27 protein-coding genes are annotated in these 24,607 nt (G+C 67.5%); 14 read left to right on the top strand and 13 right to left on the bottom strand.

All coding sequences use genetic code 11. The annotated features are described in order from the left end of the window. From AAG801_RS09550 to AAG801_RS09530, 5 genes are all read right to left on the bottom strand, one after another. Positions 1 to 969, bottom strand: a 969-nt coding sequence (locus AAG801_RS09550) for an IS110 family transposase (protein ID WP_341888179.1), incomplete at its 3' end; no start/stop codon positions are given. Positions 970 to 1,293: 324 nt separating this feature from the next. Next, positions 1,294 to 2,286 (bottom strand): tripartite tricarboxylate transporter substrate-binding protein, encoded by a 993-nt coding sequence (locus AAG801_RS09545; RefSeq protein WP_341888182.1) that lies wholly within the window; start codon positions 2,284 to 2,286, stop codon positions 1,294 to 1,296. A gap of 21 nt (positions 2,287 to 2,307) precedes the next feature. Further along, positions 2,308 to 3,513 (bottom strand): M20 aminoacylase family protein, encoded by a 1,206-nt coding sequence (locus AAG801_RS09540; protein ID WP_341888178.1) that lies wholly within the window; start codon positions 3,511 to 3,513, stop codon positions 2,308 to 2,310. Between the two features lie 92 nt (positions 3,514 to 3,605). Next, on the bottom strand, positions 3,606 to 4,463 hold the full coding sequence (locus tag AAG801_RS09535; protein ID WP_341888177.1) for a pirin family protein: 858 nt from the start codon (positions 4,461 to 4,463) through the stop codon (positions 3,606 to 3,608). Further along, complete coding sequence (locus AAG801_RS09530) at positions 4,460 to 5,047, bottom strand: NAD(P)H-dependent oxidoreductase (protein WP_341888176.1); 588 nt, start codon at positions 5,045 to 5,047, stop codon at positions 4,460 to 4,462. The genes AAG801_RS09535 and AAG801_RS09530 overlap by 4 nt, the downstream gene beginning before the upstream one ends. 139 nt (positions 5,048 to 5,186) lie before the next feature. Here AAG801_RS09530 and AAG801_RS09525 point away from each other — a divergent pair, with 139 nt between their 5' ends. Genes AAG801_RS09525 through AAG801_RS09515 form a run of 3 tightly spaced genes read left to right on the top strand, consistent with a single transcriptional unit; the run spans position 5,187 to position 7,485 of the window. Further along, positions 5,187 to 6,116: a LysR family transcriptional regulator gene (locus AAG801_RS09525; protein WP_341888175.1), complete on the top strand. Its 930-nt coding sequence runs from the start codon at positions 5,187 to 5,189 to the stop codon at positions 6,114 to 6,116. A 38-nt stretch (positions 6,117 to 6,154) separates the two neighbouring features. Then, positions 6,155 to 6,631: a peptidylprolyl isomerase gene (locus AAG801_RS09520; RefSeq protein WP_101490752.1), complete on the top strand. Its 477-nt coding sequence runs from the start codon at positions 6,155 to 6,157 to the stop codon at positions 6,629 to 6,631. Between the two features lie 14 nt (positions 6,632 to 6,645). Then, positions 6,646 to 7,485 carry a DUF6216 family protein gene (locus tag AAG801_RS09515; protein WP_341888174.1) on the top strand — a complete coding sequence of 280 codons (840 nt, stop codon included), beginning with the start codon at positions 6,646 to 6,648 and terminating at the stop codon, positions 7,483 to 7,485. Here the strand turns inward: AAG801_RS09515 and AAG801_RS09510 are convergent. Further along, positions 7,482 to 9,059, bottom strand: a complete 1,578-nt coding sequence (locus AAG801_RS09510) for a CYTH and CHAD domain-containing protein (RefSeq protein ID WP_341888173.1) — start codon at positions 9,057 to 9,059, stop codon at positions 7,482 to 7,484. The genes AAG801_RS09515 and AAG801_RS09510 overlap by 4 nt on opposite strands. Before the next feature lie 163 nt (positions 9,060 to 9,222). On the opposite strand from AAG801_RS09510, the gene AAG801_RS09505 reads away from it, so the two are divergent. Continuing rightward, on the top strand, positions 9,223 to 9,639 hold the full coding sequence (locus AAG801_RS09505; RefSeq protein ID WP_341888172.1) for a VOC family protein: 417 nt from the start codon (positions 9,223 to 9,225) through the stop codon (positions 9,637 to 9,639). 146 nt (positions 9,640 to 9,785) lie between these two features. Beyond that, positions 9,786 to 10,868, top strand: a complete 1,083-nt coding sequence (locus tag AAG801_RS09500; RefSeq protein ID WP_341888171.1) for a pirin family protein — start codon at positions 9,786 to 9,788, stop codon at positions 10,866 to 10,868. Positions 10,869 to 10,891: 23 nt separating this feature from the next. On the opposite strand, the gene AAG801_RS09495 is transcribed toward AAG801_RS09500, so the two are convergent. Continuing rightward, the gene (locus AAG801_RS09495) at positions 10,892 to 11,182 is read right to left on the bottom strand and encodes a YciI family protein (RefSeq protein WP_062473524.1); all 291 of its coding nucleotides are present in this window, start codon (positions 11,180 to 11,182) and stop codon (positions 10,892 to 10,894) included. A gap of 227 nt (positions 11,183 to 11,409) precedes the next feature. On the opposite strand from AAG801_RS09495, the gene AAG801_RS09490 reads away from it, so the two are divergent. The 3 genes from AAG801_RS09490 (at position 11,410) to AAG801_RS09480 (ending at position 13,018) form a co-directional block, all read left to right on the top strand. After that, positions 11,410 to 11,718, top strand: coding sequence for a putative quinol monooxygenase (locus tag AAG801_RS09490; RefSeq protein WP_341888170.1), 309 nt, complete (start codon positions 11,410 to 11,412; stop codon positions 11,716 to 11,718). Between the two features lie 94 nt (positions 11,719 to 11,812). Beyond that, positions 11,813 to 12,403, top strand: coding sequence for a hypothetical protein (locus tag AAG801_RS09485; RefSeq protein ID WP_341888169.1), 591 nt, complete (start codon positions 11,813 to 11,815; stop codon positions 12,401 to 12,403). 15 nt (positions 12,404 to 12,418) lie between these two features. Further along, the gene (locus AAG801_RS09480; RefSeq protein WP_341888168.1) at positions 12,419 to 13,018 is read left to right on the top strand and encodes a hypothetical protein; all 600 of its coding nucleotides are present in this window, start codon (positions 12,419 to 12,421) and stop codon (positions 13,016 to 13,018) included. Between the two features lie 70 nt (positions 13,019 to 13,088). On the opposite strand, the gene gap is transcribed toward AAG801_RS09480, so the two are convergent. Then, positions 13,089 to 14,090: a type I glyceraldehyde-3-phosphate dehydrogenase gene (gene gap, locus AAG801_RS09475; protein ID WP_099794203.1), complete on the bottom strand. Its 1,002-nt coding sequence runs from the start codon at positions 14,088 to 14,090 to the stop codon at positions 13,089 to 13,091. 64 nt (positions 14,091 to 14,154) lie between these two features. Next, the gene (locus tag AAG801_RS09470; protein ID WP_341888167.1) at positions 14,155 to 16,260 is read right to left on the bottom strand and encodes a transketolase; all 2,106 of its coding nucleotides are present in this window, start codon (positions 16,258 to 16,260) and stop codon (positions 14,155 to 14,157) included. Positions 16,261 to 16,408: 148 nt separating this feature from the next. Here AAG801_RS09470 and AAG801_RS09465 point away from each other — a divergent pair, with 148 nt between their 5' ends. The 6 genes from AAG801_RS09465 (at position 16,409) to AAG801_RS09440 (ending at position 20,743) form a co-directional block, all read left to right on the top strand. Then, on the top strand, positions 16,409 to 16,798 hold the full coding sequence (locus AAG801_RS09465) for an S-adenosylmethionine decarboxylase (protein ID WP_341888166.1): 390 nt from the start codon (positions 16,409 to 16,411) through the stop codon (positions 16,796 to 16,798). Between the two features lie 14 nt (positions 16,799 to 16,812). Next, entirely contained in the window at positions 16,813 to 17,541 is a 729-nt protein-coding gene (locus AAG801_RS09460) for a nucleotidyltransferase family protein (protein ID WP_341888165.1), read from the top strand. Beyond that, on the top strand, positions 17,538 to 18,482 hold the full coding sequence (locus tag AAG801_RS09455) for a hypothetical protein (protein ID WP_341888164.1): 945 nt from the start codon (positions 17,538 to 17,540) through the stop codon (positions 18,480 to 18,482). Before AAG801_RS09460 ends, AAG801_RS09455 begins: the two co-directional genes overlap by 4 nt. 6 nt (positions 18,483 to 18,488) lie before the next feature. Further along, the gene (locus AAG801_RS09450; protein ID WP_341888163.1) at positions 18,489 to 19,880 is read left to right on the top strand and encodes an aminopeptidase P N-terminal domain-containing protein; all 1,392 of its coding nucleotides are present in this window, start codon (positions 18,489 to 18,491) and stop codon (positions 19,878 to 19,880) included. Positions 19,881 to 19,961: 81 nt separating this feature from the next. Continuing rightward, on the top strand, positions 19,962 to 20,288 hold the full coding sequence (locus AAG801_RS09445; protein WP_341888162.1) for a hypothetical protein: 327 nt from the start codon (positions 19,962 to 19,964) through the stop codon (positions 20,286 to 20,288). Further along, positions 20,288 to 20,743, top strand: a complete 456-nt coding sequence (locus AAG801_RS09440; protein ID WP_341888161.1) for a hypothetical protein — start codon at positions 20,288 to 20,290, stop codon at positions 20,741 to 20,743. Before AAG801_RS09445 ends, AAG801_RS09440 begins: the two co-directional genes overlap by 1 nt. Positions 20,744 to 20,774: 31 nt before the next feature. Here AAG801_RS09440 and AAG801_RS09435 read toward each other — a convergent pair whose 3' ends face one another. The 4 genes from AAG801_RS09435 to AAG801_RS09420 all read right to left on the bottom strand — a co-directional run bounded on the left by AAG801_RS09435 (position 20,775) and on the right by AAG801_RS09420 (position 24,584). After that, positions 20,775 to 21,113 (bottom strand): DUF3325 domain-containing protein, encoded by a 339-nt coding sequence (locus AAG801_RS09435; RefSeq protein WP_319358189.1) that lies wholly within the window; start codon positions 21,111 to 21,113, stop codon positions 20,775 to 20,777. After that, positions 21,113 to 22,762, bottom strand: coding sequence for a PepSY-associated TM helix domain-containing protein (locus AAG801_RS09430; protein WP_341888160.1), 1,650 nt, complete (start codon positions 22,760 to 22,762; stop codon positions 21,113 to 21,115). The genes AAG801_RS09435 and AAG801_RS09430 overlap by 1 nt, the downstream gene beginning before the upstream one ends. After that, the gene (locus tag AAG801_RS09425; RefSeq protein WP_341888181.1) at positions 22,759 to 23,043 is read right to left on the bottom strand and encodes a DUF3649 domain-containing protein; all 285 of its coding nucleotides are present in this window, start codon (positions 23,041 to 23,043) and stop codon (positions 22,759 to 22,761) included. Before AAG801_RS09425 ends, AAG801_RS09430 begins: the two co-directional genes overlap by 4 nt. A 179-nt stretch (positions 23,044 to 23,222) precedes the next feature. Continuing rightward, on the bottom strand, positions 23,223 to 24,584 hold the full coding sequence (locus AAG801_RS09420) for an esterase-like activity of phytase family protein (RefSeq protein ID WP_341888159.1): 1,362 nt from the start codon (positions 24,582 to 24,584) through the stop codon (positions 23,223 to 23,225). Between the last annotated feature and the right edge of the window lie 23 nt (positions 24,585 to 24,607).

The following is a 24,607-nucleotide window of genomic DNA, read 5'->3' as shown; positions in this document are numbered from 1 at the left end:
TGCCTTGAGGTAGTTCGCATCAAAGGGTTTTCGGGACCTCAGAACACCGTAGGCGATGGCCAGCAGCTTGTGCATGCAGGCCACCACGATGAGCTTGCCGGGCTTGTTCTGCGCCTTCAGGCGTTGCCAGAACTCGGCGATCAGCGGGTTGTACTTGCCCGCCACCATGGCCGGGAAGTACAGCGCCTTCTTCAACTCCCGATGCCCCTGCGGGTGTGTGCCTCGTCGCTTGTCCAGCGAGGTTCCAGACTGCCGAATCATCGGCGTCAGGCTGGCATAGGCGATCAGTGCCTTCACGGACGTGAACCGCTCGGGACGCCCGATGTACGCCAGCAGCTGGGGGATTGTCCTGTCGCCCAGGCCGGGAATCGAGGCCAGAAGCTCGCTGCGCTGGTGCAGATCGGGGTCGTCGTCGATGGTCTGACGGATCTTCTTGCGCACCTCTTCGATGGATTCGTCCAGGCTGGTGATGACTGCAACAAAGGAGGGCTTGACCGAGTCGTGAGCGACTTCCAGTCGATTCAACTCTCCCTGCCTGAGCTCCTGCAGCGTGTCCAGTCGGGCCACCAGCGCTTGCAGGGAGCGCACGCCCGCGGAAGGCGCCTCCCACACCGGTGGCTCTGTCTTGTCGCAAAACCGCGCCAGGGCCTTCGCATCGCCTTCGTCGGTCTTGTTGCGCACCCGCTCCAGCTCCATGAATCGCTTGACCTGCAGCGGGTTCACGACCGAGACCGCCACGGCATGGTCATGCAGGAAAAACGCCAGGCCCTCGTGGTACGTGCCCGTGGCTTCCATGCACACATGGGCGTCGGCCTTGCCGTCGGGCAGATGGAAATCCAGCCATCGCAGCATGTCCGCGAAGCCGCTCGCATTGTTGGGAAACACCTTGGATCGGTACTTGCCGTCCGCTCTGAGCCATGCCGCATCCAGCTTCGTCTTGCTGATGTCGACGCCTACTTTGCATGTCACCGCAGTACTCCTTGCTTGAAGGACCAATGCGCCGCATTCGACATGCACACCCTGATATGCGGGGTCATCGCCAGCGCCAGGCTGGCGACGCCCCAAGACACCGTTCGAGCTACAGCGTCGAATCCGTTCGGGCTCCCAGTCTTGATTGCGGGCTGGTCGGCCCAAGGAGGAGATCGGGGTTCACCGAACGGGCTCCCTTTAGCGCGGTAGGAGCGGATTAAACAATATCAGGAGGAGCGAAGCGGGGGACATTCGCGGAGGGAAGTACCCGGTGGCCCGGGCACGCGCCCCGAACAGGAGCGCTGAATCAAGCGAACAAAAAGGTCAGTCGACCTTCGCCCCCGAAGCCTTCACCACCACCCCCATCGCATCCCAATCCGCACGCAGCAGCTTCTGGAAAGCCTCGACGTTCTGGCTGCGCGGCTCCACGCCCAGGCGCTTGAAGCGTTCCTGGATCACCGGATCGGCCAGCACCTTGTTGGCCGCCGCGTTGATGCGCTCGACCTCGGCCTTCGGCGTAGCGGCTGGCGCCAGCAGGCCGATCCACGAATCGAAGGCGTAGCCCGGCAGGCCGCTCTCGCCCACCGTCGGCAGCTTCGGCAGGAAGGGGCTGCGCGCCTGGCCGGTGGAGGCCAGCAGCTTCATGCGCGCGTCGTCCTGGAAGCCCATCACGCCGATGCTCGACGAGATCACCGCCTGCACACGGCCCGCGAGCACTTCGTTCACGGCCTCGCCGGTCGACTTGGTCGGGATGTGCGTCATCTGCAAGCCCGCCTTCGCGAGGAACGACGCCATCGCCAGGTGCGTGGCGCTGCCGTTGCCGGCCGAGGCGTAGTTGTACTTGCCGGGGTTGGCCTTGACCTCCTTGATGAAGTCGGCCGTGCTCGCCACGTTCATGCCGCTGGCCACCGCCAGCACATAGCCCGCGTTGCCCACGTTGGCCACGCCGACGAAATCCTTCAGCGGGTCGTAGGGCAGCTTGCTGTACAGGAAGCCCGCGATGTTGTGGCTGGCCGCCGCCAGCACCAGCGTGTTGCCGTCGGCCGGCGCCTTGGCCGCCATCGCCGCGCCCACCGTGCCGCCCGCGCCCGCGCGGTTCTCGACGATGGCGCTGCCGCCGAGCGCGGCGCCCAGCTCGTTGTTGAAGGCGCGCGCCACCGTGTCCTGCACGGCGCCCGTGCCGAAGGGCACGATGATGTGGATCACGCGCTGCTGCGCATGGGCCAGGCCGAAGCTACCGAGGGCCAGGGCGGCTGCCGCGGCAGCCAGCGAACGTCGGGTCAGCAGAGAAAAAGTCATGGGCGGAGCCGCTTTCATCATCGTCAACAAAAAAATGGGTCAGGCGCCCGACGGCAGCCAGCGCTGCACCAGCTTCACGAAGTAGCTGGCACCGATCGGGATGATCTCGTCGTTGAAGTCGAACGAGGTGTTGTGGATGATGCAAGGGCCGGGCCCGTGGCCGTCCAGCCGGTGGTCGCCGTCGCCATTGCCCAGGAAGGCGTAGCAGCCGGGCCGCGCCAGCAGCATGTGCGCGAAGTCTTCGGCGCCCATCACGGCGGGAAAGTCGTCGGTGACCATGTCGTCGCCCACCACCTCGCGCATCACGCCGGCCGCAAAGCGCGCCTCGGCCGCGTGGTTCACCACCGGCGGCGACGAGCGCTTGAAGAAGATGTCGGCCGTGCAGCCGTGCGCCATGGCCACGCCCTGGGCCACCTCGCGCAGGCGCGCCTCGATCTTGTCGATGGCCTCGACGGAAAAGGTGCGGACCGTGCCGCCCACCGAGGCTTCATCGGGAATCACGTTGGGCGCGTCGGAGCCCTGCAGCTGCGTGACCGCGAGCAGGGCGCGCTCGGTGCTCGGAATGGTGCGCGGCACGATGGTCTGCAGCTGCTGCGCCAGCGTGACCACGGCGGCCACCGGGTCGATGCCGGTGTGCGGCATCGAGGCGTGCGTGCCGCGTCCGCGCAGCGTGACCTTGTAAGTGTTGCTCGACGCCATCAGCGCACCTTCGTTGAGCGCAAAGCGGCCCACGTCGCCGACCGGGAAGTTGTGCAGCGCAAACACCGCATCGCACGGGAAGCGCTCGAACAGGCCCTCGTCGATCATCTTCTTCGCGCCGGCCTTGCCCATCTCTTCAGCGGGCTGGAAGATGAAATGCACCGTGCCATCGAAGTCGGTGGGCCCCTGCTGCGACAGGTGCCAGGCGGCGGCCAGCAGCATCGTCGTGTGGCCGTCGTGCCCGCAGGCGTGCATGCGGCCCGCGTGCGTGGACTTGTGGGCGAAGTCGTTGGCCTCGTTCAGCGGCAGCGCGTCCATGTCGGCGCGCAGGCCGATGGTGCGGGTGCCCGTGCCTTTGCGCAGCACGCCGACCAGGCCCGTGCCCGCGATGCCGCGGTGCACCTCGATGCCCCATTCGGTGAGCAGGCTCGCGACCTTCTCGGCGGTGCGGTGCTCTTCGAAACCGAGTTCGGGGTGCGCGTGGATGTCGCGCCGGATGTCGATGAAATGGGTGGCGTGGGCGGCGAAGGCGTCGACGAGATTCATGGCGGGCAGCTGCAGGGTCGTTCGATAAAACAGAAGCGAACGATTCTGGCGCAGCCGCCCGCGCGGCGCATGCTGGCTTACGCGTGTTTCATTCAGGCCAGCCGGCCTTCCTCACGCAGCTTCGCGCCGATGCGGCGGATCTCGGCCTCGCCCTGGTCGAGCGTCGCGCGGCTGGTGTGGACCGAGTAGTGGCCCATCACCAGCTCGTGCGGATGCGGCACGGCCGAGCCGAGCACGAAGGCCGTGTCGCCCTGCGCCACAAAGTCGAGCGCCGCGTCGGATTCTTCGAACACCGCGAGCTCGCCCGTGCCGATGGATCCGCCAGTGCCGTCGCCCGCGTCGAGCCGGCCGGCATTCACCGCCACCCAGCCCACCGTGTGGCCGGCGGGCGGCGTGTAGCGCCAGCGCTCGCCGTCCTTCAGCTGCACGGCCAGGTAGTTCATCGGCGAGGGCGCCGGAATGGGGCTTTGCGCCGCGCCGTAACGCCCGAGCAGCACGCGCGCCGGGCCGTCCTGCGGCACCTGCGAAGGCGCGAGGTAAATGCTCTGCGCGGGCGCGTTTTCCTCGGCGGCCGGCAACGCCACCCAGAGCTGGAAGCCTTGCACGCGCGTCACACCCGGCGCCGGTGCGCCCGTGTGCCACACGCCGTTGCCGGCGCGCATCCACTCGACGCCGCCGCCGCGCAGCACGCCCTGTTCGCCGGTCGTGTCCTCGTACAGCGTGTCGCCTTCGATGAGCCAGGTCAGCGTGGCGATGCCCGAGTGCGGGTGCATGCCGAAGCCCTTGTGGCCGCCCGTGGTGTCGAAGCCGAACAGGTCGAGGAACACGAAGGGCTTGAGGTATTCGCCCAGGTCGCCCGGGCTCATGAGCCGCGTGATCGGTCCGTGCTTGGCGCCGCGCGTGCGGTAGACGATCGCGCGGGTGTCGGTGGCAACAACAGCTGCGCTCATACGGCCTCCCTGGCGGCCTTCAGTGCGCGGGTCCACCACGCCATGTCGTCGAGCAGGCCCGTGGCCGACTGCGCCAGGTGCGGGAAGTCGTCGAACGATTTGCCTTGCTGCCAGATGCCGAGGAACTCGACCATGCCGATGTGCACCGCGTGGCGCACCGGCGCCATCTGCATCTCGACCGCGACCAGCCGCAGCTGCTCCACGGCCCGCGCCGCACCCACACCGCCGTAGCCCACGAAGCCGATCGGCTTGCGGATGAACTCCTTGTAGGCCCAGTCGATCGCGTTCTTCAGCACCGCGCTCGGGCCGTGGTTGTACTCGGGCGTGACGATGATGAGCCCGTCGAAGGTGGCCAGCTTGGCCTGCCAGCGCTGCGCGGCCTCGTTCTTCACCGGACCCCAGGCGGGCGCGCCGGCTTCGTTGAAAAAGGGCAGCGGGTGGTCGCGCAGGTCGACCAGCTCGAAGGCCAGGTCGGTGCGCTGCTTCGCAATCTCGTGGATCCAGTGCGCGGGCTTCTCGCCGAACCGGCCTTCGCGGGTCGAGCCGATGACGATGCCGATGCGGGGTTGTTGTTGTGCGGTCATGGGGTGCGTGCTCCTGAATGAAATGGGGGTGGTCGAAGGCCGCAAGGCCATGGGCTGAAGGTTAGGCACGCACGCATTGATCGACTAGACGGTAGAGTCGGATTGCACTCGTCCACGAACAGAAGGAATAGGCCCCGCCATGCTCGACCTCAACGACATCGCCGTCTTCGTGCAGGTGGTGCGCCACGGCAGCTTTGCCGAGGCGGGCCGCCGACTGGGCCTGCCGCCCAACACCGTGAGCCGGCGCATCCAGCAGCTGGAGGCGCAGCTCGGCACCCGGCTGCTGCAGCGCTCGACCCGCAAGCTCACGCTCACCGGCGCCGGGGAAGCATTTCACGAGCAGTGCGCCGAGGCGGTCGACGGGCTGGTCGAGGCCGGGCAGGCGCTCATCACCGGCAGCCAGGAACCCAGCGGCCGGGTGCGCGTGGCGGCCACGGCCGATTTCTTCGACTTTTTTCCCATGGCCTGGGTGGCCGACTTCCTGTCGGCGTACCCGCTGGTGCGCGTCGAGTTCGTGCTCAGCGACGCCAAGGCCGACCTGATCGCCGAGCAGATCGACATCGCCTTCCGCGGCGGCGCGCTGGCCGACTCGGGGTACGTCGCCCGTCAGCTGCTCGGCCCGCGCACCGACGGCCTCGTCGCCAGCCCCGCCTACCTGGCCGCGCGCGGCACGCCCGCCACGCTGGGCGAGCTGGCCGACCACGACTGCGTGACCCCCGGCCACCCCAGCGGCCGCACCACCTGGCGCCTGACCGGGCCCGGCGGGAAGGAAGAAGAAGTGCAGGTCGGCGGCCGTTTCAGCGGCAACACCGCACAGGCATTGCGCAAGGCTGCCATCGCCGACCTGGGCATCGCGCTGCTGCCACCGGCCATGGGGCGGCTCGACGTGGAGGCCGGGCGGCTGGTGCCGGTGCTGCCGCAGTACCAGCGCACCGGGCACGGCCTGAGCGTGGTCTACCCGAGCCGCAAGCACCTGCCGCGGGCGGTGTCGGCGTTCATCGCGGTGGTGACGCAGAAGCTGCGGGAGGAGGAGGCGTTGCCGGACGTATGGCGGGCGCGGATGACCTGACTTCGGACGCGGATCGATTTCCACAGAAAATGCCCGCCATGAAAATCGAAAAAGACACCGTCGTCACCCTCAAGTACAAAGTCGCCGACGCCCAGGGCAAGCTCATCGAAGCCAGCCCCGAGCCGATGGCCTACCTGCATGGCGGTTACGAAAACACCCTGCCCAAGATCGAGCAAGCGCTCGACGGCCAGGAAAAGGGCTTCCAGACCACGCTGAACCTCGCCCCCGAAGACGCCTTCGGCCTGCGCGACGAAGCGCTGGTGCGCACCATTCCCAAGACCGAGTTCCCGCCCGGCGTGAAGGTCGGCGGCCAGCTGCAGGGCCGGCTCGACGACGGCACCGAGCACGTCTTCACTGTGACCAAGATCAAGGGCCCGGTCGTGCTGCTCGACGGCAACCACCCCTGGGCCGGCAAGGCACTGAAGTTCAGCCTGCAGGTGACGGACGTGCGCGCGGCACTGCCGGTGGAGATCGAGCACCGGCATGTGCATGGGGCGCATGGGCACCATCACTGAATAGCGCCCGGGCAATGGATTTCCCGAACGCCTCCAACATCTCCAGCGTTTTCAGCGTCATCGCGCCGTTGCTGATCGCGGGGGCGTTCCTCTGGGTCGTGCTGCGCACCGAGTCGCGGCATGTACTGCTGAGCCGCCTTTGGCAACTGGTCCACGGCAAGCAGGAAATCTCGGACCCACAGGTTCGCGCGTTCGTCGACGAACAAACGAGCCTGATTTCATTCCGCATGTTTGCGGGCGTACCCGTCGCCAGCCTCAAGGAGGCGCATCAGCTGATCGAGTGGACCAAGCTGAATGGCGTGCAGATGCGCACGCTGAGTGTGTGCGGCGAGCTCTTCGATACAGAGCTTCGCCAAGTGAGAGTTCACAAGCTGCCATCGGGTTTTTCTCAAGCATGGAGACTGAGCGGGCTCTTCATTGCCGTGGCGATCAGCTTCCTCAGCGTGATCGGCCTCTTCTCGTCTCAATCCCTTTTCTCGCTCAAGAGTACCGACCGGTATTTCTGGGGAAGTGCTACAGAAGTGAAGCCGCTCTGGCCCCTCCTTGGTGCTCCGGCCCTCAAGGCGACGCACTGCTCACAAGCCGCAAGTGAGAACGCCTCACGGACGACTTTCAGCGAGCAAGAGGTCGGCATTCTTTGCGGCGTTCTGAAGTCGGAGGGTGCGGCCGAGTTCATGAAGAAGACTCTGAGCGAGCAACGCTGGTCTCTTGTCGTGCTCATTGCCTTCGCGCTGTGGATGTGCTGGCTCGGCCTGATTGCATGGGCCGCCGGGTTCGCGGCTCACAGTCTGGCAAAGCGCAACATCGATCCAACCCTTCCCGACTCGCAGTTGAGCCTGGATCTGGGCACTTAGCCGCGCTTCTTCCAGAACCTCGGCGCGTCGCCGATCGTCTCCAGCGCCTTGCGGCACGCCTTCGCACCCGCTGCACGGCGCGCGCTGAACCAGCCGACCGCGAACCACGCGCGCGGGTCGCGCGATGCGACCTCGCGGTACAGCGCGAGCGCCACCGCCTCGTCGTTGAACTCGCCCAGCGCGTCCTGTGCGGGGCGCAGGGCTTTCAGGTAGCGCTCGGCCGCGTCCTTCTTCTTTTTGCCGCCGTCCGCCTCGGCGAACAACGGTGCCGCGAACTCCGCCAGGTAGCGCAGGCGCTTGAGCCGCTTGCGCGCGCGGTGCTGGTGCTCGGTGGCGAGCGATTCGAAACGCTCGCCGTCGCGCACGGCCTGCTTGTGCAAACGCTGGAGCTGTTCGCGCAGCTGCTGGCGGGCCTCGTCTGCGGCCAGCGGCGCGGACCCCGTCGACGGCGGCGTGGCGGCGGTGAAGCCGATCAGCGACACCAGCACGTCCTGGAACGCCGCGGCGCGCACGATGTCGCCGGGTGTCAGCGCCGACGCGGTTGTGCCGCCGTCGGCATCGCCCGCCAACGGATCAACCTCCGGCGCGCCCGCTTCACGCAGCCGCGGCTGCGCGAGCTTCACGACCTGTTCGCGGTCACGCAGATCGCCGAGCGCGCGGAAGGCGTCAACGAGTGGCGGCTCCCAGGCGGCGGCATCGAAGCGGCTTGTGTCGGCGTCGAGCCCCGCGAGTTCGCGCAGCGCGGTGCGCAGGCGGCGGATGCCGATGCGCAGCTGGTGGATCTGTTCTTCGTCGGTGCTGCCCGCAGCGATCTCGCTGGCGTTGGGCAGCATCTGGTCCAGGCACGACGCGACCACGGCCTGCTGGAGGGCGCGGCCGTCTCGGCCCTGCGGAAAGCGCGGCGCCTCAGCCTTGACGGCGGGCACCGTCTCTTGCTCGGCCAGCAGGCGCATGCCGCGCTCGGCCTTCGAGACGGTGCTGAACCACAGGCCGTGCTGCTGCGACCAGCGCCGCGCAAGCGCCACGAGCCCCTGCACGTCGCCGCTCTTGAGTTCGAGCTCCAGCTCGCACACGGGCGAGCTGCGCTGCGCGGGCGTGCCCGCGTGCACGACGACCTTGCCGACGTCGAGCGCCATCTCGACGACGGCGCCGCCCGGGCCGCTCACGCGCAGGTCGCGCGTGAGCCGCACGATGTCGGTCGACTGGCGCTCGACCAGCGGCACCGGGGCGCCATCGGCCGGTTGCAGCAGGCGCGCCAGTCGCTCGCCGACAGGCGTGCCGGCGTGGCGCGCGGGGTCGATGGCGGGCGCGGCGGCGCCGGTGCCCAGGTCGACGTTGTGCTCGAGCCGGTGCAGCGCGTTGTCGCCGGCGGCCTTGACGGTCTGCACCCAGCGCCGACCCTCCTTGCGCAGGCGCAGCACCATGCCGTCGGCGACGAGGCGCTGGTCGGCGGTGTCGAAATAGCGGGCCTGGAGGCGCGTGCGCACGACGGCGCCGCGTCGCAATGCGGTGTCGACGGCCTTCAGGCGGTCGGGGGGAATGCAGAACTTGAACTCGATTTCCATGGTGTTCATGATGCCCGCTCTTCTTCCCCCTGAGCGACGTGGTGCCGGCCGATTCCGGTGCTTCAAAAAATCATGTGGACACCGTCCATTTTCTTTGATATCTTTTGTGGACGGCGTACACAAGACGTCGGCAAACACCCCAGCCACCCTTCATCGACACAGGAAAGACACCATGGCCACCAAGCAGATCTTCGTGAACCTCCCCGTCAATAACCTCGACAAGAGCAAGGCGTTCTTCGGCGCGCTGGGCTACACCTTCAACCCGCAGTTCACCGACGCCAACGCCGCCTGCATGGTCATCCACGAAGGCAGCATCCACGCGATGCTGCTGATGGAAGACTTCTTCAAGACCTTCACGACCAAGGCCATCACCGACACCCGCACGAGCACCGAGGTGCTGGTGTGCCTGTCGTGCGAGAGCCGCGCCGAGGTCGAAGACCTGGTCGCCAAGGCGGTGGCCGCGGGCGCGACGACGCCCAGCGAGCCGAAGGACTACGGCTTCATGTACGGCCACGGCTTCCAGGACCTGGACGGCCACCTGTGGGAGCTGGTCTACATGGACCCGAACGCCGAAATGCCCGCGCAGTAACACCGGCCCGGACGATGCCCATCGTTCCATATGCGCTCTTGATCGTTGCGCGGAAGGCACCTACCGAAAGGCGGCGGCGCCCCGATATTCCTGGTTCAGGCACGGCTCGCATGGCGGCCGTGCCCACCCCACCCAGGAGTACCGACATGTCCGACAGCAACGAAAGCAGCAGCAGCCCGTCTCCCATCGTCCAGGTCCAGCCGCTCGGCTTCCCGTGGCAGACGCTCGACCCGTTCCTGTTCTGCGTCTATCACGACGACGCCTACCCGAAGGCCAACGGCCGCATGGGCCCCGAGGCCTCGCTGGCCGGCCGCCAGATCGGCCAGGACTTCAGCCGCAAAGACGGCTGGAGCATGTACCACGGCGAGACGGTGCCGGGCTTTCCCTCGCACCCGCACCGCGGCTTTGAGACGGTGACCATCGTGCGCAAGGGCCTGATCGACCATTCCGACTCGCTGGGCGCCACCGCGCGCTTCGGCGGCGGCGACGTGCAGTGGCTCACGGCCGGCAAGGGCATCGTGCATTCTGAGATGTTCCCGCTGCTCGACGCCACGGCGCCGAACCCGCTGGAGCTGTTTCAGATCTGGCTCAACCTGCCAGCGAAGAACAAGATGGCCGAGCCGCACTTCACGATGTTCTGGTCGGAAGCGATTCCGCGCTTCGCCTCGGACGACGCGCAGGGCGGCCGCACCGAGGTGGCGGTGATCGCCGGGCGCTTCGGCGGCGATGACGCGCAAGCACCGGCTCAGGCAGCGATCGACCCGCTCGCGCCGCCGCCCGATTCATGGGCTGCGCAGGCCGGCGCCGACCTCGCGATCTGGACGCTGCGCATGACGCCCGGCGCGCGCTGGACGCTGCCGCCCGCCACAGGCGAGGGCACGCGGCGCATGCTGTACTTCTTCAAGGGCGCGACCGCGCAGGTGGCGGGCCGGCGCGTGGACGGACCGGCGGCCATCGAGCTGCGCGCCGACGCGGCCGTGGAACTGTGCAACGGCCCCGAGGGCGACGGCGAGTTTTTGCTGATGCAGGGCCGCCCGATCGGCGAGCCGGTGGCGCAGTACGGCCCTTTTGTGATGAACACGCAGGCCGAGATCAGCCAGACGATGGCCGACTACCGCCGCACGCAATTTGGTGGCTGGCCCTGGACCGATCCGGCGCCGGTGCATGGCGCCGAGGCCGCGCGCTTTGCGCGGCACCCGGATGGGCGCGAGGAAGTGCCGGGGGCCTGATCTGCCGCTGAAACTGCGCGGCGTCAGTAGCCGCGCAGCACCTCGACGCTCAGCGCGGTCATGCTGGGGATGAACTCGATCACGTCGGTGCGCGCGACGCCGCCCTGCACGAAGGGGTCGCGTGCCAGCACCGCCTCGAGCCCCTCGCGGTCGCCCGAGCGCGCAAGGATCACGCCGCCCTTGCGCGGCACCTGGCGCCCCGAGGCCACGAACAGGCCGCTGGCGTAGTGCTTCTTGAGCCAGGTGACATGCGCATCCATCAGAGCGTCGAGTTCCTCGAGCGGGCGGATGTAGGTCAGGGTGACGATGAACATGGCAAAAGGCAGGTCGATGCGGAAGAAGACCTGATCCTATGACCTCGGCGCGACAGTGGCGGGGCGAGAGTGTGTCTCGCGGGTAACTGTGTCGCATGCGGCGTGTGCATGCGGTGGCCGAGCGGCGGCCTTGTCGCCCACCGGACCTGCGCGGCGGCGCGCGATCTCGTAGATTCGGTCGTTCCCTTCACCGCATCACCACCTCACTTCAACGGAGACCCTGTTCCATGATCCAAGTCGTTGCCGTCATCACCGCCAAGCCCGGCCAGCGCGCCCGTCTGCTCGAAGCCTTCATCGCCAACCGCGCCGCCGTGCTCGCCGAAGAGGGCTGCATCGAGTACGGGGCCACGGTCGACGCACAGGGCGTTCCGCCGTCGAAGGCCAGCTTCGGGCCCGACACCTTTGTGGTCATCGAGAAGTGGGCCTCGCTCCCGGCCCTGCAGGCCCACGGGGTCGCGCCGCACATGGCGGCCTTCAGCGCCCAGACCCGGGAGTTCACCGAGAGCAAGCTGATCCACGTGCTCGAGCCGATCTGAGTTCGCCGCGCCGCTGCCGCCTTCGCGCGCGGCGCGATGCCTGCTACCCTCGCGCCGGGGAGAAGAAGACATCTCGGACGAGGGGGTTCAAGACATGGCGATCGTCTTCAGACCGCAGGGTCTGCGCATGCGCACTGGCGCGCTCCTGTTGGCTGCACTGGCCACAGGCTGCGCACAACTCGGCGCACCACCCTATGCCGCCGACTACGAGGCGCTCGACCGGCTCGAGGCCCACAACCCCGGCAAGGTCGCGGTCGCCAAGGTGCAGCCCACCGACCCCAACGACAGGGTCAACACCCTGGGCCTGCGCCGCGCCAGGCTGGTGTCGCCCAGCGGCACCTTCGCCCAGTACCTCGAAGACGCGCTGATGCGCGACCTGGGCGAGATCTCGGTCTACGACCCCAAGGCGCCGACCCGCATCGCAGCGCGCATCCTCGTCAACGAACTCGACCTGGGCGTGATCAACGGCTCCGGCCGCATGGACGTCGAAGTCACCGTCACGCGCAACGCCGCGCAAAGGCTGCGCAAGACCTACCGCGGCGAGATCGCCTTCGATTCGAGCTACGCCAACATCGTGGCCGTGCCCGCCGGACAGGCCGCGTACCCGCGGCTGGTGCGGGCGCTGCTGCGGCAGGTGTATGCCGATCCGCAATTCGTTGCGGCCATCGCGCCGTCTGCGCAGTAAGGCCGGAGAAGCACCATGTCGTTTCTTACCTCTTCTCCGATGCCCCGGCTGGTCGCAGCGCTGGCAACCGCCGTGCTGCTGGCGGGCTGCTCCCACCCGATCACGATGATCACCGAGACCGCACCGCCCCGGTCGACCGCCCACCTCATTCCGAAAAAGGTGGCCTACGTGATGACCGACGCGCAGCGCGACCTGCAGGTGATCACCGCCGGCGGCAGCGGCGACCGCGTGAGCTACTACCCGTACCGCGACCTGGAAAAGTCGATCCGCGATGCGCTGCGCGGGGTCTACCGCAACGTGGTCGTGCTGCGCACCGCGGGCGATGCCAAGGCCAACGAAGCGGCGGGCGTGTCGCTGGTGTTCACGCCGCAGATCAAGACCGATTCGAGCTCGTCCTCATGGATCACCTGGCCGCCCACCGCATTCACGGCCGAGGTGGCCTGCGTGGTGACCGATACCGCGGGCGCCGAAGTCACGCGCGTGCGCGCGGTCGGCAACGGCACGGCGGAGTTCGGTGAGTTCAACGGCGACTACGGGCTGGCCGCACGGCGCGCGGCCACGCGGATGACGGCGCAGCTCAGCAGCGAGATCCGGCGCAACGAGAAGCTGCGCTGAGCGGTTCGACGACCATTCGCCCATGAAAAAACGCGCCCGAGGGCGCGTTTCTTATTGGAGCCACGAAGTCTTACTTCGACACGACCTTCACCATCTCGAGGCACTTGTTCGAGTAGCCCCATTCGTTGTCGTACCAGCTCACGAGCTTCACGAAGGTGCTGTCCAGGGCGATGCCGGCTTCGGCGTCGAAGATCGAGGTGCGCGGGTCGCCGCGGAAGTCGGTGGCGACGACCTTGTCTTCGGTGTAGCCCAGCACGCCCTTCAGCGCGCCTTCGCTCTGTGCCTTCATTTCGGCGCAGATCTCGGCGTAGGTGGCTTCCTTCTCGAGCTCGACCACGAGGTCGACCACCGACACGTCGGAGGTCGGCACGCGGAAGCTCATGCCCGTGAGCTTCTTGTTGAGCTCGGGGATCACCACGCCCACGGCCTTGGCAGCGCCAGTGCTCGAGGGAATGATGTTTTCCAGGATGCCGCGGCCGCCGCGCCAGTCCTTGTTGCTCGGGCCGTCGACGGTCTTCTGCGTGGCCGTGGCCGCGTGCACGGTGGTCATCAGGCCGCGCTTGATACCCCACTTGTCGTTCAGCACCTTGGCCAGCGGAGCCAGGCAGTTGGTGGTGCAGCTGGCGTTGCTGATGATGGCTTCGCCGGCGTACTTCTTGTCGTTCACGCCGTAGACGAACATGGGGGTGTCGTCCTTCGAGGGGGCCGACAGAATGACCTTCTTGGCGCCTGCGTCGATGTGCTTCTGCGCGGTTTCCTTCGTGAGGAAGAGGCCGGTCGACTCGAGCACGATGTCGGCGCCGACTTCGTTCCACTTGAGCTGCGACGGGTCGCGCTCTTGCGTCAGGCGGATCTTCTTGCCGTTCACGATCAGCGTGTTGCCTTCGACCGTCACTTCACCCTTGAAGCGGCCATGCACCGAGTCGTACTGGAGCATGTAGGCCAGGTATTCCGGCTCGAGCAAGTCGTTGATGGCAACGATTTCGATGTCGTTCTTGAAGTTCTGCACCGCTGCGCGCAGCACGTTGCGACCGATGCGGCCGAAGCCGTTGATACCGAGTTTGATAGCCATCTGACTTGCTCCTAAGGTTGAAAAACTTTTTGATCGGACGGGAAGCGGACGAACCGCGCGACGCTCAGTCGCGCAGGGCCGCTTCCACGGTGGCGGCCACGTTCTCCGCCGTGAAACCGAAGTGCTTGAACAGCACGGGCGCGGGGGCCGACTCGCCGTAGCTGTCGATGCCGACCACGGCCGCGCAGCCGTACTTCCACCAGCCGTCGGTGCAGCCCATTTCGACCGCGACGCGCGGGATCTTCTTGGGCAGCACGGCCTTCTTGTAGGCCAGGTCCTGGCGGTCGAAGGTGGTGGTCGAGGGCATCGACACCACGCGCACGGCGATCTTCTTGTCGGCCAGCAGCTTCTGGGCGGCCAGCGCGAGCTGCACTTCGGAACCGGTGGCGATGATGACCGCTGCCGTCTTCTTGTTCTTGAGGCCGACGTGCTCGGGCTCGGACAGCACGTAGGCGCCGCGGCTGATGTCGCCCAGGTCGCTCTTGGCGGCGTAAGCGATGTTCTGGCGGCTCAGCAGCAGGGCGGTCGGGCGCGTGGCGTTCTGCAGCGCGACCGCCCAGGCCACGGCGGTTTCGGCCGTGTCGCCCGGACGCCAGACGTCCAGGTTCGGAATGAGGCGCAGCGAGGCGGCGTGCTCGATCGACTGGTGCGTCGGGCCGTCTTCACCCAGGCCGATGGAGTCGTGCGTGAACACGTGCACCACGCGGCGCTTCATGAGCGCGGCCATGCGGATGGCGTTGCGGCTGTAGTCGCTGAAGGTGAGGAAGGTGCCGCCGTAGGGGATGTAGCCGCCATGCAGCGCCACGCCGTTCATGATGGCGGCCATGCCGAATTCGCGCACGCCGTAGTTGATGTGGCGGCCGATGTCGCCGTGCGGCGGCTCGACGGCATCGCCTTGTGCGGCTTCGTCTTCGCCGCCCTGGGGCACCACCGGTGCGGGGGGCGCGTTCAGCACGACGGCGCCGGTCTTGGCGTCGAAGCGCAGCGCGGCGGTGCTCTTGGTGTTGGTGAGGTTGGAGCCCGTGAGGTCGGCGCTGCCGCCGAGCATTTCGGGCAGCGCGGCCGTGAAGGCTTCCAGTGCGAGCTGGCTGGCCTTGCGGCTGGCCACGGTTTCACCCTTGGTGTGGGCGGCGACCACGGTGTCGAAGGCGACCTGGTGGAAGTTCTTGGGCAGCTCGCCCTTCATGCGGCGCGTGAACTCGGCGGCGAGTTCGGGGTACGCGGCCGCGTAGGCGGCGAAGGTGTCGTTCCAGGCGGCTTCGGTCTTGGCGCCTTCGGCCTTGTGGTCCCAGTCGGCGTACACGTCGGCCGGGATTTCGAAGGCGGGGTAGGGCCAGCCGATGGCTTCGCGCGTGAGCTTGATTTCTTCGGCACCGAGCGCTTCGCCGTGCGCCTTGGCGGTGCCGGCGCGGTTCGGGCTGCCCTTGCCGATGGTGGTCTTGCAGACGATCAGCGTGGGCTTGGTGGCTTCCTTCTTGGCCTTGGCGATGGCCTTGGCCACTTCCTTGGCGTCGTTGCCGTCGATCGGGCCGATGACGTTCCAGCCGTAGGCCTTGAAGCGCTCTTCGGTGTTGTCGATGAACCAGGGCTTGACCTGTCCGTCGATGCTGATGCCGTTGTCGTCGTACAGGGCGATCAGCTTGTTCAGGTGCCAGGCGCCGGCGAGGGCGCAGGCTTCATGGCTGATGCCTTCCATCATGCAACCGTCGCCCAGGAAGGCGTAGGTGTGGTGGTCGACGATGGCGAGGTTCTTACGGTTGAACTCGGCGGCGAGCAGCTTCTCGGCCAGCGCGAAGCCCACGGCGTTGGTGATGCCCTGTCCCAGCGGGCCGGTGGTGGTTTCGACGCCGGGGGTGACGTCGACTTCCGGGTGGCCGGCGGTCTTGCCGTGCAGCTGGCGGAAGTTCTTGAGTTCGGCCAGGGGCAGGTCGTAGCCCGTGAGGTGCAGCACCGCGTAGATCAGCATCGAGGCGTGGCCGTTGGACAGCACGAAGCGGTCGCGGTCGAACCAATGCGGGTTGGCGGGGTTGTAGCGCAGGTGCTCGCCCCACAGGGCGACGGCCATGTCGGCCATGCCCATCGGTGCGCCCGGATGTCCGGAATTTGCTTGTTGAACGGCATCCATTGCCAGCGCGCGGATCGCGTTGGCCATCAGGGCTTGGTTTGCCATGGGCAGTGGGCTTTCGGGGGAAAAGGGTGGGTGGGGGATACGGGAGAACCCGAGATTTTACCGGGCGAGCCGCGCCCGGCCTCGATACAGGGCCAACACCCCACTGATGCTCTCTTGTGTCGCAGGCACGCTGCTAGAGTTGCCCCCCATGCAAGGGCTGCACCTCACCGCCGATCTCCACGACTGCCAATGCGGCCTCCAATGGCTCACCGACGGGCGTGCGCTCGGCGAGGTCTGCACCAAGGCCGTGACGGCCGCGGGGCTGCAGGCCGTGGGCAAACTGGTCCACGGTTTTCCCGCCACGCCGCAGGGCCCGGGCGGCGTGACAGCCACGCTGCTGCTGGCCGAATCGCACCTGTGCATCCACACCTGGCCCGAGCAGCGCGGCGTGACGCTCGACGTGTACGTGTGCAACTTCGGCGCCGACCACTCGGCCAAGGCGCATGCGCTGATGGCCTGCCTGGTGGCGCTGTTCCAGCCCTCGCACAGCGAGCGCAACGAGTTGCAACGCGGGCGTGTGGCCGGGTCGGTGCGGTGATGGCGGTGCGCGCGATGATCCTGGCCGCCGGCCGCGGCGAACGCATGCGACCGCTGACCGACGCCACGCCCAAGCCCCTGCTCGACGTGCGCGGCAAGCCGCTGATGCAGTGGCCGATGGAAGCGTTGGCCAAGGGCGGCTTCACCGAACTGGTGGTCAACACCGACTGGCTCGGCGCGCAGGTCGCCGCCCGGTTCGGCGCGAACCCTGTGCTGAATGGGCATGGCGCGCTGTCCATCGCCTATTCCGACGAGGGCCGCGACTTCGGCGGCGCGCTCGAAACAGCGGGCGGCATCGTGCGCGCGCTGCCGCTCCTGGGCGAGGTCTTCTGGGTCGCGGCCGGCGACGTGTTCGCGCCCGGCTTTCGCTTCACCCAGGCCGCCGTCGACCGCTTCCTGGCCAAAGGCAAGCTCGCCCACCTGTGGCTGGTGCCGAACCCGGCGCACAACCCCCAGGGCGACTTCGGTCTCTCGGCCGACGGGCTTGCGCTGAACCAGGCGGCAGAGAAATACACCTTCTCGACCATCGGCCTGTACCGCGCCGCGCTGTTCGCACCGCCGTACAGCGGCATCCCGGCCGGCAACCCGGACGGCATCAAGGCCCCGCTGGCACCGATCCTGCGCGCCGCCATGGACAACCAGCAGGTGAGCGCCGAGCTCTACACGGGCGACTGGACCGACGTGGGCACGCCGCAGCGCCTGCAGCAACTCAACGCCGGGGTCGCGCCGGCAGCGGGCGCATGACGCTCGCGCCGCTGCCCGACGCCCTGCGCCTGCTGCCGCAGCGCCTGCAGGACCTGGCCCTGGCCACCGCCGCCGAACGCAACGACGGCGCGCCCGAAGACCCACTGACCGTGCCGCTCTACGTGAGCGACTTCACGCGCCTGAGCCTCGCGCCCATGCGCCAGGGCTGGCATGTCGAATATTTCGGCGAGACCTGGGGCGACGCCTTTGACGAAACGCTCGCCTGCCTGAGCCAGCAGGACGTGGCCGACTGCCTCACTTCGCTGTCGTTCAGCGGCCCCGACAGCGGGGCCAACGGCTCGCGCGAATGGATGTTCACGCCGCTGCTCGACAGCCCGGTGATGTTTCCCCGCCTGCGCTCGCTGTTCATCAAGCCGACGCAGCCCGAGGACCACAACCAGTCGCTCGTCTGCACCAGTGACGGCATCCTCGAGGAAGGCGGCGACATCGCGCGCTGGGTGCGCAAGACGCCGCGCCTGAGCGAACTGACGGTGCCGAACCCGCCGAACGCCGACTTCTTCGCCGTACCGCTGCCGCAACTGACCAGCCTGTGCGTCGGCGCCCATTTCGACACGCAGAACTTCATTCGCCACCTTGCCGCGGCGACGCAGCTGCCGGGCCTCACGTTGCTGGATTTTTCCGAATCCACCGAGCAGCAGATGGTGTGGTCGGCCGACCGGGCACCCGGCGGCATCACGGCCTTCGAAGACTACGAGGCCTTGCTGCACAGCCCCGTGGGCGCGCGGCTGCGCGTGCTGAGGCTGCGCAACACCTGCCTCGACCTGGCCCAGCTGCAGCAGCTGCAGGGCGTGCGGCAGGGGCTGCAATTCATGGTCATCCAGTCAACGATCGGCGGCTACGTCAGCCACTTTGCACAGGATGTGTTCCCATGGCGGCATCTGGTACCCGCGGACCCCGGACTTGCACCGTATCGAAAGTGAAATCCCATGCTCAATGACACCACGATCTACGCCGAGCGCCGCGCGCGCCTCGCTTCGCAACTGGGCAAAGACGGCATCGCCATCGTCCCGACCGCGCTCGAGCGCCAGCGCAACCGCGACAGCGACTTCCTGTTCCGCCACGACAGCTACTTCTATTACCTGACCGGTTTCACCGAGCCGAACGCCTGGCTGGTGCTGGCCGGCGACGGCCGCGCCACGCTGTTCTGCGCGCCGAAAGACCTCGAACGCGAGATCTGGGACGGCTACCGCCTCGGCCCCGACGCCGCCCCCACCGCGCTGGGCGTGGACGAAGCCTTTTCGGTGAACGACCTCGACGCCAAGCTGCCGAAGCTGCTCGAGAACCGATCGACCGTGTGGTTCCCCTTCGCCACCCACAAGGGCCTGGAAACCCGCATCGACGGCTGGCTGCAGTCGGTGCGCGCGCGCGTGCGCTACGGCGCGCTGTGCCCCGAAGAGCAGCGCGACCTGTGCGGCCCGCTCGACGAGATGCGCCTGGTCAAGGACGCGCATGAACAAGACATCATGCGTCGCGCCGCGCAGATCAGCGCCCGCGCCCACATCCGCGCGATGCAGCTGTCGGCGCGCATGCTGCGCGAGGGCAAGGACGTGCGCGAGTACCACCTCGACGCCGAGCTGCTGCACGAGTTCCGCCTCGGCGGCTCGCAGTACCCGGCCTACGGCTCCATCGTCGCGGCCGGCGCCAACGCCTGCGTGCTGCACTACCGCGCCGACGCCGCACCCGTGCGCCAGGGCGAGCTGGTGCTGATCGACGCCGGCTGCGAACTCGACGGCTACGCCAGCGACATCACCCGCACCTTCCCGGCCGACGGCAAGTTCAGCGGCCCGCAGCGCGCGCTGTACGACCTGGTGCTCGCCAGCCAGGACGCCTCGGCCGCCGCCACCAAGGCCGGCAACCGCTTCAACGACCCGCACGACGCGGCCGTGAAGGTGCTGGCGCAGGGCATGCTCGACCTGGGCCTGCTCGACGGCAACAAGGTCGGCAGCGTCGACGACGTGATCGACTCGCGCGCCTACTTCCAGTTTTATATGCACCGCACCGGCCACTGGCTGGGCATGGACGTGCACGACTGCGGCAGTTATGTCGAACCCACGCAGGTGGGCGAGGTGAGCGAGCGCAAGGATCCGCTGTCGAACGAACTCATCAAGAACCGCCCGAGCCGCATCCTGCACCCGGGCATGGTGCTGACGCTGGAACCCGGCATCTACGTGCGGCCCGGCGAAGGCGTGCCCGAGAAGTTCCACAACATCGGCATCCGCATCGAGGACGACGCGATCGTCACGGCCACGGGCTGCGAACTGATTTCGCGGGGGGTGCCGGTGAAGGCGGATGAGATCGAGGCGTTGATGCGGGGGTGATGGCCCGGTTCGGGCATTGCGCCAAACAAGAAAACGGGAGAAGACGTGGCGAGAGTATTTGGAAGATGGGCGTTTGCATGGGTGCCGGCACTGGTCGTGCTGGCGGGGTGTTCGGTCTCTGCGGACACCGTTCGCAAGTCGCCGGCCCGCGAGATCAAGGAGATCGAGGCCAGCAAGTCTGACGTGGCCGCATGCCTGGCCCGCAAGCTGAAAGAGACCTCCTACGAAGTGACGACGAGCACAGACTCGGTCGCCCTGAGGGCAGGTGGCATCACCATGCGCGTTTTTGACCTGGAGGAGTCAGCGCACGGCACCCTCGTCACCATGTTTGTGGGGTCGCCGTTTCACGTGACGCAGAGCAAGAACCTGCTCGAGGAATGCAGGATTCAATTGGAAGGGAACAAGTAATGGATGCCATCCAAAGCACCATGTCGCGCTGGCTCTGGGTATGGATGTCGTCCCTTGCGATCCTGCTCTCCGGATGTGCCGCCGACCTCACGACATCCAGCAAGAAGATTCCTCCGGACGTTCGCAAGATCTACGTGCAGACGGTCGAGGGCGATGGCTACAACGTCGACCGCGTCATTGCGCAGCAGTTGAAGTCGATGGGGTACACCGCCGTGGTGGGGGCTGCCGCCAAGCCCAGCGAGCCGATGGATGTGATCCTGACCTACAACGACCAATGGTCCTGGGACATGTCCATGTTCCTGTTCAAGCTCACCATCAAGGTTCGCGATCCCCTTTCTGGAAAACTGATCACGGCGGGTGAAGTTCGCCGCACCTCGTTCGCCAGGACATCTGCCGAGGAGATGGCTCGCGAACTGCTGGAAGAACTGTTCGAGAAAACAGACAAGAAGACCTGAGCGGGGGCTTGCCTGTCGCGGCGGCAAGCAATCAGAGGCAGAACAGCAGGCTGAGGAACGCAACGCCCCCTGCGGCAGAAGCGATCCAGTGAAAGCGATGCGGCAACCCGCTCAACAACCCCACCGTCGCCAGCGCCGCCGCAGTGAGCGCCCCGAGCCACAACACCCATCCCACCGACCCGCCTGCCGCCTCCAGGCTGGCCCACAGCGACAGGCACAGCAGCGCCGTGCCCCCGAGCTGCAGCCATCGGCGCCATGCACCCGGCGTGCTGCCGCGGCCGAAGACGTCTTCGCTGTGGCGGTCCATCGCGAGGCTCAGCGCGCAGAAGCCGGCCAGCGAGGCCGCGAACACCAATCCGAGCAGCGGCATCACGACCCCTGCCCCGAAGCAGCGAGTTCGGTCGGCGGCGGCTTGACGGCCTTCTTGGGCGCCGCCAAAGCCTTGCGGCGCTTGCGCTCCACCAGCCAGGTCGCACCCGCGAGCCCCAGGCCGAGCGCGATCACCACGAGGTCGAAGCCCGCCACCGAACTCGGACCGGTGCGCAGGCTGACCGTGAGCGGCGCGGGGCCGGTGAAGGCGTTGAGCACCGGCAGCAGCGCGAACAGCAGCGCGCCAAGCGCGAGCTGCGCCTGCCACATGCGCAGGGTCGGGCGCAGCAGGCCCAGCACGGCGGTGGCGCCCCAGACGATGAAGAACCAGCGGATCTCGGCCTCGTTGCGGCCGGCCACGTCGACCGGCAGCAGGCGGTTGGCCCAGAAGAAGGCGGCCATCGCCACGGGCAGGCCCGCGATCGCGCCGAGGTTGAGCCCGTCGACCAGCCGCAGGCCGACGCCGATGCGCCCGCCCTGCTTGAGGGTCTTGGCGTATTTCTGGCGCTCCTTCACGGCCCACAGCAGCAGGCCGGTCGCCACCATCAGGCAGCCTGCGAGGCCCGAGACGAAGAACAGCGCGCGCAGCAGCGGATCGGCAAAGCGGCCGATGTGCAGGCCGTAGAGCACGCCGCGCGTCTCGGCCGCGGCCTTGGGCACGTCGCCGAAGCTGCCGATGAGTGCGCCGGTCGTGCCGTTGAACTGCATCGTCGGCTGCTCGTACGACAGGTGCCGGCCCTCGGCCCGCGCGAGCGAGACCACGGCGTTGGCGTCGTTGGGCTGGTGCACCACGATGCGGCCGACGGGCGCGCCGTCCCAGTGGGCCGTGGCCTGCGCCACCATGGGCGCGAGGGGCGCCAGCGCGGCCTTGGTGCCCGAGGGCTTGATCTGCGTGCGCACGCCGCCCGGGAAGGCCTCGGCGAAGAAAGTGTCGTTGCCGCCGTGCGCCTTGTAGGCCACCTGCGGCCCCCACGGCATGTACATGAACATCAGCGTGACCAGCCCGGTGTAGGTGATCATGGCGTGGTACGGCAGCGCGAGCACGGCGGTGACGTTGTGCGCGTCGAGCCACGAGCGCTGGCCCTTCTTCGGACGGAAGGTGAAGAAGTCCTTGAAGATGCGCTTGTGCGTGACGATGCCGCTGACGATGGCCACCAGCATGAACATCGCGCAGAAGCCGACGATCCAGCGGGCCCAGAGCGCGGGCATGTAGTGCAGGTCGAAATGCAGGCGGTAGAAGAACTCGCCGCCGCGCGTCTCGCGCGGCGCGGTGATCGCCTGGCCCGTGGCCGGATCGAGCGTGGCGCGGTCGAAGCTGCGGCGCCGCTCCACCGGCGGCGAACCGGGCGGCGGCGGGGGCTTGAGCCACAGCAGGCTGACCGACGGCTCGCGCGCCGTCGGCAGCGTGATGAACCAGCGCGCCGCGTTACCGGCGTTGCGGTTCAGGTAGGCCACCGCGTTCTCGGCCGCGACCGGCTGGGCCACGCTGCCGGGCGTCACCGCGTGCAGCTCCGGCTTCATCCAGAAGGTGATCTCGTCCTTGAAGTACGAGGCCGTGCCGGCCGCGAACACCATGAAGAGCACCCAGCCGACCAGCAGGCCCGACCAGGTGTGCAGCCACGCCATCGACTGGCGGAATCCGTCTTTCATGCGGCACCTCCGGCGCCCTGCGTCCACAGCAGCAACAGCAGGCCCTGCAGCGCTGCTGCGATGGCGAGGCCGGTCCAGGCGCGCCACGCCGAGCGGGCCGCGAAGACCCACATCACGGCCACGGCGTAGACGAGGAAGGAGGCCAGCGTGCCGGTCAGCGCGGCTTCGCTGCGCGCCATGTCGAAGAGGGCGGGCAGGCCCAGCGCGAGCACGGCGGCCGACAGCGCCGCGACGCCGTAGCCGCCCGCGATGGCGGCAACGGCCCGCGACGCCACGCCCATCCGGTAACGGACGCCGGCGCTCACGACGAGCGCCGGACGACGTGCAAGGTCGTTCGGAAATTCATGGGACAGAGGGAGAGGAGAAACCTGGAGAATGAGAATCATACTCATCTTCTGGGTTTTTCTCGCCCCCGCCCATCCCGCGAGCGAGGCCTTGAAAGGCGGGCCGCGCTTTACGCTTACTTCGCCTGCAGCAGCGCGCCGGCTTCGAGCAGCACCAGTTCGTTGTCGTCCGCCTTGTTCGGCTCGCGGCTGGTGGAGAAGGGCAGGTTGTTGTCGTTGCCGACCACGATGTGCGTGGCGTCGACCACGTCGACGTTCTCGATCGTGAAGAACGGGAACTTGAGCACGCCGTCGTTCAACGGCTTGCGCGCCAGCTTGTTCGGGTCGGCGATGTTCAGCAGGTCGATGTAGCCGATCTTGCGCACCACGCCGCCGACGTTCGCATCGCTCAGCTCGACCTTGTAGACGCGCTTGAACTTGGCGATGTCGTGGAAGCAGTCGGTGCGCTTCTGGCCTTCGGGGCAGGCCTTGTCAGACGTGCCTTCGCCGTTGTCGCGCTCGATGATGAGGCCCGTGGTGCCGTCGATCATGTTGAAGTCGCCGATGGCGTGGCCGTTCGCCTCCAGCGCGTACTTCCAATGGCGCCCCGTCCATTTTTCGGACGCCACGTCGAACTCCAGAACCCGCAGCGCTTCCTTGCCGTCGAGCTTTTCGTAGTCTTTCGTCTCGGCGTTCCACACCGGGCCTTCGAGCAATGCATAGAGTTTGCTGCCGTCCTTCGACGAGGCCATGCCTTCGAAGCCCTTGGAGCGCTTGATCTGGAAATCGACCCCTCCACCTGGCAGGCCCGGTGCGCCCGGCGTGGTCACGGCCGGATGGTCGGGCGAGCGCACGGCCTTGCCGTCGACCTGCGTATCGAACACGGCGAGCACCTTGCCCTTGAGGTCGGCCTTGATGAGGAAGGGACCGAACTCCTCGCCGATCCACAGCGCGCCGCCGGCGAACTGGAAGCTCTCGGGGTCGAAGTCGGAGCCCGTCAGGTAGCGCTGTTTCGTGCCTTCATGGACGATGCGGAAGGGCACCTTCTTGTCGGGGTCGTGCAGGAAGATCGTGTTCAGGCGGTTGAACTTGCCGCTCTTGAAGTCCACCTTGTAGTGGTTCAGGTAGAGCATGAAGTCGGGCGAGTTGGCCTTCGCGCCGGCGCCGTTGTCCGTCAGCACCCAGAACGAGCCGTCGTCCATCTTCTTGATGCCCGAGTGCCCCTGCAGCGGTTGGCCCTTGAAGGGCACCGACACGCCGGTGCCGCGGCCGGCCGAGAGGCCTTCGACCGTGCCCAGCGCCTCGACGCGCTTGCCGGTGGTGAACTTGCCGCTGGCCTGCAGGTCGGCCGGTGCGTCTTTCGGTGCAGCGACGAAGCTCTGCGCGGGCAGCACGGCGTGGCCGGCGAGCGTGGCGGGGAAGGCGGTCTGGGCAGCAGCACCACCGCAAGCGAAGGCGGTGGCGAGCGCGATGAAGGAGAGAGAGGCAAGACGCGTCATGGGCAGAAGAAAGGTTTCAGTCG

The sequence above is a fragment of the Variovorax sp. YR752 genome (assembly GCF_943372545.1).
This window is presented reverse-complemented; position numbering and strand designations above follow the sequence as displayed.

What these genes read in the sequence shown, in the direction of transcription:
- AAG801_RS09490 (WP_341888170.1), top strand. Translation starts at nt 11,410, where the DNA reads ATGATCCAAGTCGTTGCCGTCATCACCGCCAAGCCCGGCCAGCGCGCC.
- AAG801_RS09520 (WP_101490752.1), top strand. Translation starts at nt 6,155, where the DNA reads ATGAAAATCGAAAAAGACACCGTCGTCACCCTCAAGTACAAAGTCGCC.
- AAG801_RS09455 (WP_341888164.1), top strand. Translation starts at nt 17,538, where the DNA reads ATGACGCTCGCGCCGCTGCCCGACGCCCTGCGCCTGCTGCCGCAGCGC.
- AAG801_RS09420 (WP_341888159.1), bottom strand. Translation starts at nt 24,584, where the DNA reads ATGACGCGTCTTGCCTCTCTCTCCTTCATCGCGCTCGCCACCGCCTTC.
- AAG801_RS09525 (WP_341888175.1), top strand. Translation starts at nt 5,187, where the DNA reads ATGCTCGACCTCAACGACATCGCCGTCTTCGTGCAGGTGGTGCGCCAC.
- AAG801_RS09450 (WP_341888163.1), top strand. Translation starts at nt 18,489, where the DNA reads ATGCTCAATGACACCACGATCTACGCCGAGCGCCGCGCGCGCCTCGCT.
- AAG801_RS09480 (WP_341888168.1), top strand. Translation starts at nt 12,419, where the DNA reads ATGTCGTTTCTTACCTCTTCTCCGATGCCCCGGCTGGTCGCAGCGCTG.
- AAG801_RS09485 (WP_341888169.1), top strand. Translation starts at nt 11,813, where the DNA reads ATGGCGATCGTCTTCAGACCGCAGGGTCTGCGCATGCGCACTGGCGCG.
- AAG801_RS09545 (WP_341888182.1), bottom strand. Translation starts at nt 2,286, where the DNA reads ATGAAAGCGGCTCCGCCCATGACTTTTTCTCTGCTGACCCGACGTTCG.
- AAG801_RS09510 (WP_341888173.1), bottom strand. Translation starts at nt 9,059, where the DNA reads ATGAACACCATGGAAATCGAGTTCAAGTTCTGCATTCCCCCCGACCGC.
- AAG801_RS09505 (WP_341888172.1), top strand. Translation starts at nt 9,223, where the DNA reads ATGGCCACCAAGCAGATCTTCGTGAACCTCCCCGTCAATAACCTCGAC.
- AAG801_RS09465 (WP_341888166.1), top strand. Translation starts at nt 16,409, where the DNA reads ATGCAAGGGCTGCACCTCACCGCCGATCTCCACGACTGCCAATGCGGC.
- AAG801_RS09540 (WP_341888178.1), bottom strand. Translation starts at nt 3,513, where the DNA reads ATGAATCTCGTCGACGCCTTCGCCGCCCACGCCACCCATTTCATCGAC.
- AAG801_RS09435 (WP_319358189.1), bottom strand. Translation starts at nt 21,113, where the DNA reads ATGCCGCTGCTCGGATTGGTGTTCGCGGCCTCGCTGGCCGGCTTCTGC.
- AAG801_RS09500 (WP_341888171.1), top strand. Translation starts at nt 9,786, where the DNA reads ATGTCCGACAGCAACGAAAGCAGCAGCAGCCCGTCTCCCATCGTCCAG.
- AAG801_RS09515 (WP_341888174.1), top strand. Translation starts at nt 6,646, where the DNA reads ATGGATTTCCCGAACGCCTCCAACATCTCCAGCGTTTTCAGCGTCATC.
- AAG801_RS09535 (WP_341888177.1), bottom strand. Translation starts at nt 4,463, where the DNA reads ATGAGCGCAGCTGTTGTTGCCACCGACACCCGCGCGATCGTCTACCGC.
- AAG801_RS09495 (WP_062473524.1), bottom strand. Translation starts at nt 11,182, where the DNA reads ATGTTCATCGTCACCCTGACCTACATCCGCCCGCTCGAGGAACTCGAC.
- AAG801_RS09440 (WP_341888161.1), top strand. Translation starts at nt 20,288, where the DNA reads ATGGATGCCATCCAAAGCACCATGTCGCGCTGGCTCTGGGTATGGATG.
- AAG801_RS09530 (WP_341888176.1), bottom strand. Translation starts at nt 5,047, where the DNA reads ATGACCGCACAACAACAACCCCGCATCGGCATCGTCATCGGCTCGACC.
- AAG801_RS09470 (WP_341888167.1), bottom strand. Translation starts at nt 16,260, where the DNA reads ATGGCAAACCAAGCCCTGATGGCCAACGCGATCCGCGCGCTGGCAATG.
- AAG801_RS09425 (WP_341888181.1), bottom strand. Translation starts at nt 23,043, where the DNA reads ATGGGCGTGGCGTCGCGGGCCGTTGCCGCCATCGCGGGCGGCTACGGC.
- gap (WP_099794203.1), bottom strand. Translation starts at nt 14,090, where the DNA reads ATGGCTATCAAACTCGGTATCAACGGCTTCGGCCGCATCGGTCGCAAC.
- AAG801_RS09460 (WP_341888165.1), top strand. Translation starts at nt 16,813, where the DNA reads ATGATCCTGGCCGCCGGCCGCGGCGAACGCATGCGACCGCTGACCGAC.
- AAG801_RS09430 (WP_341888160.1), bottom strand. Translation starts at nt 22,762, where the DNA reads ATGAAAGACGGATTCCGCCAGTCGATGGCGTGGCTGCACACCTGGTCG.